The 3693-nt window shown below is 65.0% G+C and carries 4 protein-coding genes; 1 reads left to right on the forward strand and 3 read right to left on the reverse strand.

Annotated features, from left to right (window positions below; all coding sequences use genetic code 11):
- Nucleotides 1–536 (forward strand): HAMP domain-containing sensor histidine kinase (locus VMR39_RS08740; RefSeq protein ID WP_325415602.1); only part of this gene is annotated, 536 nt, incomplete at its 5' end.
- Nucleotides 537–552: 16 nt separating this feature from the next.
- Here VMR39_RS08740 and VMR39_RS08745 read toward each other — a convergent pair.
- The 3 genes from VMR39_RS08745 to VMR39_RS08755 all read right to left on the reverse strand — a co-directional run.
- Nucleotides 553–1251, reverse strand: a complete 699-nt coding sequence (locus VMR39_RS08745; RefSeq protein WP_325415603.1) for a response regulator transcription factor — start codon at nucleotides 1249–1251, stop codon at nucleotides 553–555.
- Nucleotides 1252–1331: 80 nt separating this feature from the next.
- On the reverse strand, nucleotides 1332–2759 hold the full coding sequence (locus tag VMR39_RS08750) for a metallophosphoesterase family protein (protein ID WP_325415604.1): 1428 nt from the start codon (nucleotides 2757–2759) through the stop codon (nucleotides 1332–1334).
- A 77-nt stretch (nucleotides 2760–2836) separates the two neighbouring features.
- Nucleotides 2837–3693, reverse strand: an 857-nt coding sequence (locus VMR39_RS08755; protein ID WP_325415605.1) for a TonB-dependent receptor domain-containing protein, incomplete at its 5' end; no start/stop codon positions are given.

Below are 3693 nucleotides of genomic sequence, written 5' to 3' on the forward strand. Positions count from 1 at the left end.
ACAGACCAGTCCCCCTCCTTCGAACGCAGATCGACGGTGACCACTGCGGCGCCTTTTTCCGCAGCCTGTTAAGGCAGTATTTCCGGGTCTTCGAGCTCAGCGCCGCCATCGCCAGCGTCTGCGAGAGCTATACCGCCGTCGCCGAAGACAGCGACAAGTCGCTGACCTGCGGCATCGACCCGGAAATACGGGTTCTGGGCGATGTGGAGCTGGTATCGCAGGCTCTCGTAAACCTACTGGAGAACGCCATCCGCTATACGCCGCCTCGCTCCAGCATCCGTGTAAGGCTGTGCCTGAACGGCACCAAGGCGGTTCTGAGCGTGACCGACGATGGACATGGCGTCCCCGAGGACAGGCAGGAACTGCTCAAGCAGCGCTTCACGCGGGGTGACCGATCGCGCGGTAGCCAAGGCTACGGTCTCGGGCTTAATCTCGTCGAAGCAGTCGCCCGAGTCCATGGCGGATGCCTTCGCCTGTCGGACGCGAGGCCGGGCCTGCGCGCCGAGATCGAACTGCCCCTTCCCGCTTCATCGTGACCGAGGGGCCAGCCCTTCACTTGCGGACCATGTAGCCCGCGCCGCGCACGGTGACGATCGGATCGAACCCGACCTGCTCCAGCATGCGGCGACGTATCCGGCTTACGTGTGCATCGACCACCTTGGAACTGGGAGCCGTGTCGCTGCGCCACACGGTCTCGTACAGCGTCTCGCGCGAGAGGACGGAGTCGGCATTGCGCACGAGTTGCGCCAGCAGGCGAAATTCCTGCACCGACAAGTCCAGCCCGACGCCGCGATACCAGGCACGCAGCCTGCCGGGGCTGACCGTAATGTCGCCCGTGCCGACGGTGCCATGGCCATCGGTCGACCAGTTCGCCCTTCGCATCACCGCGTTGATGCGGGCATGGAGTTCGTCGACGTTGACCGGCTTGACCATGTAGTCGTCGGCGCCGCCGTCCAGACCGACGATCCGTTCGGCACTGTCCGCGAAGGCGGCCATCATGATCACCGGCGTCGTTATCCCCCCTTCGCGCAGGCTGCGAACGACGGCGAGCCCGTCCAGCCCTCGCAGCACAAGCCCCAGCACGATGACGTCGAAATTGCCTTCGATCACCGCGTCCAGCGCTTCCTGCCCATCGGTAAGCACCGTCACGGCATGACCCACGCTGCGGAGCCGGGAGGACAGGCTTTCAGCAAGCTGCATGTCATCCTCGACGATCAGGACATCATGCAGGATCGTGAAAAGCGGGCGCATCGGTAGGGAGGTCTCCTGACGGACAGAACAGGCGAGCCACCGGAACATTGGGAAGAGGCAATGTTCCGGCGGTTTCAGCGCTATTTCCCGCGCGCCACGCACTTGCCGCCATCGGGTCCGACGTTGCCGTTGCAGGTCCGCACCGCGATCATCGGTTCATCGACATCGACAAGGTGATTGCCATCGGCGCGACGTTCCAGGTCGAAGCCGTCGTACAGCTTGCCCGATGCGGTGAAAGTGCGGAACTTCAGACGATCCCCGGCCACATCGACGACCTGATAAAGCTCGGTCGCCTCCGCCGTCTTGTCCGGCTGGGTGCGGGCACGGTCGTTGAGGCCGTACATCTTCGATCCCGTCACCGAGACGAGGTAGACCGGTCCTTGCACCTTGCCGCCCTTGCGCATCGCCGCCGAAGCCTCGCGCCCGGCCTCCGACGTCAGGCGGCTGTAGCAGTGGTCGTGCCCCTGAAGCACGAGGTCGACCTTGCGGCTTTCGAACACCGGCTTCCACGCGGCCTTCACCTCGGAGGTATCCTGCGGGCGGGCGCAGGTGAAGACGGGCTGGTGGAACAGCACGACGTTCCACTTCGCCTTGCTGGATGCCAGCGTCTCGTCCAGCCAGCGGGTCTGCTGCTTCATGGTGCCCAGGTCGATCGCGGAAGTGCCGTCGAGCACGATGAAGCGCACGCCCTGATAGTCGACGAAATAGGTTGTCGCCTTCACGCCCGGCGCGCCGTTGGCGGGCAGCGCGAACTGGAGCGGCCAGTACGGCCCGAGCTTGCGGCTTTCCGCGCCGTTCGGCAGCGCCACGTCGACATATTCGTGATTGCCGGTCGCGGGCACCTGCGGGACGATGCCCCAGTTGTAGCCGCCCGCCTGGTTGAACTCGCCCCATTCGTCATCGTGGTCGAGATCGTCGCGCTGCGCGGCAAGGTCGCCTGCATGAAGCACCAGTTCGATGCCGCCGTTGGCGTGGAATGCCTGCCGGATGACGCGGCTTGCATACGTCAGGATGCCGTTCTGGATATCGCCGAGGTAGAGGAAGCGGAACGGCCTCGCCTCGGTGCTCGCGGTGCGGAACTGCATCCACTCCGTCCAGCCCGCGCTGCCCTTGAGGCGATAGGCATAGACGGTGTCCGGCATCAGGTTCTCGAAGCGGACCTGATGATAGAGCGCAGGACCGTTGGCGCTGTCCTTCGCGACGCCCGGCGCGCCGGTGACGAGGCTGGCCTTCTCCTCCAGCGTCGGCCCGTCGACGGCGACGGCGATCTGGGCTTCGCTGGCGGCCTGCGCGGCGTCCGTGCGCCACGCGACCGCCATGCCCTTCGCCGGATCGGCGGAGGGCGTCAGCATGATCCTGTCGGGCAGGTTGCGGGCGGCATAGGGCGTCCCGGCGGAGCGCGGCACGGCCTGCTGGGCGGGCGTCGGTTGGGCAGGAGCGGGCTGGACGAGACAAAGGGCCAGCGCGCCAAGCGCGACCCGGGCGGACAGACGACGAAGGGATGCCATGGTTCGGTAGCTCCGGAAAAACACGGTGCCGTCGCCTGGCCCGAAGGCAAGGCGGCGGCGGAAGGATGGGAACGGGATCAGAAGCTGGCGGTCACGCCGAATTTGGCCGTCCAGTTGTACTGCTCATACTGCAGCAGGCGTCGTGCGCCGCCAAGGTTCTGGTAGGCGAAGTACGGTGCATCGGTGACGTTGATCCACTCGGCGAACAGGCGCACGCCCGGCATGACACGGAACTTGGCGCTGAGGTCCAGCTGGAATTGATCGGAGACGTAGCGGTCCTGTTCCGCCGTGCTGCCCAGTTCGTCGAGGTACTTGTCGCGATAGGTGCCCGCCGCGCGCAGCGAGATCGGCCCCTTCTCGTATCCGAGCACGACGTTGAACGTATTCTTCGATGCCGACGCCAGCGGAATGCTGCGCGGATCGGCGATGTCGCCATCGTTCAGCACCGTCCCCCGGGCATCGGTGTAAGTGTAGTTGGCATTGACCAGCAGGCCATCGAACGGTGCGGGCAGGAACGTGAATGCCTGGCTGTAGGAAATCTCGAAGCCCTTCACCTTGGCCTTGTCGCCGTTGATGAAGCTGGTCAGTTCGTCATAGGCCACGCCGTAGATCGTCCCCGGCGTGCGCGAGCGCTGCTCGACCGTGAAATCCTCGATCGACTTCCAGAAGAAGCCCGCCGTCAGCGCCGCATTGTTGCCGAAGTACCATTCGGCCGAAGCGTCGATGTTCCAGGCACGATATGGCTTGAGGTTCGGGTTGCCGGTCTCCGCCTCCAGATCCTCGTTCAGCATGAAGCGCGGGGCGAGGCTGGAAAGGTTCGGACGGACGAGGCTCTTGAACCCGCCGAAACGCAGCACGAGGTTGCACACCGGCTCGTAGCGGATGGTCAGGCTGGGCAGCCAGTCGGTGTAGTTGCGGATGAAGCGGTTCGGGG

Origin of the sequence: Sphingobium sp. (assembly GCF_035511395.1) — a bacterium.
Taxonomy (GTDB): Bacteria; Pseudomonadota; Alphaproteobacteria; order Sphingomonadales; family Sphingomonadaceae; genus Sphingobium.

What these genes read in the sequence shown, in the direction of transcription:
- VMR39_RS08745 (WP_325415603.1), bottom strand. Translation starts at nt 1,251, where the DNA reads ATGCGCCCGCTTTTCACGATCCTGCATGATGTCCTGATCGTCGAGGAT.
- VMR39_RS08750 (WP_325415604.1), bottom strand. Translation starts at nt 2,759, where the DNA reads ATGGCATCCCTTCGTCGTCTGTCCGCCCGGGTCGCGCTTGGCGCGCTG.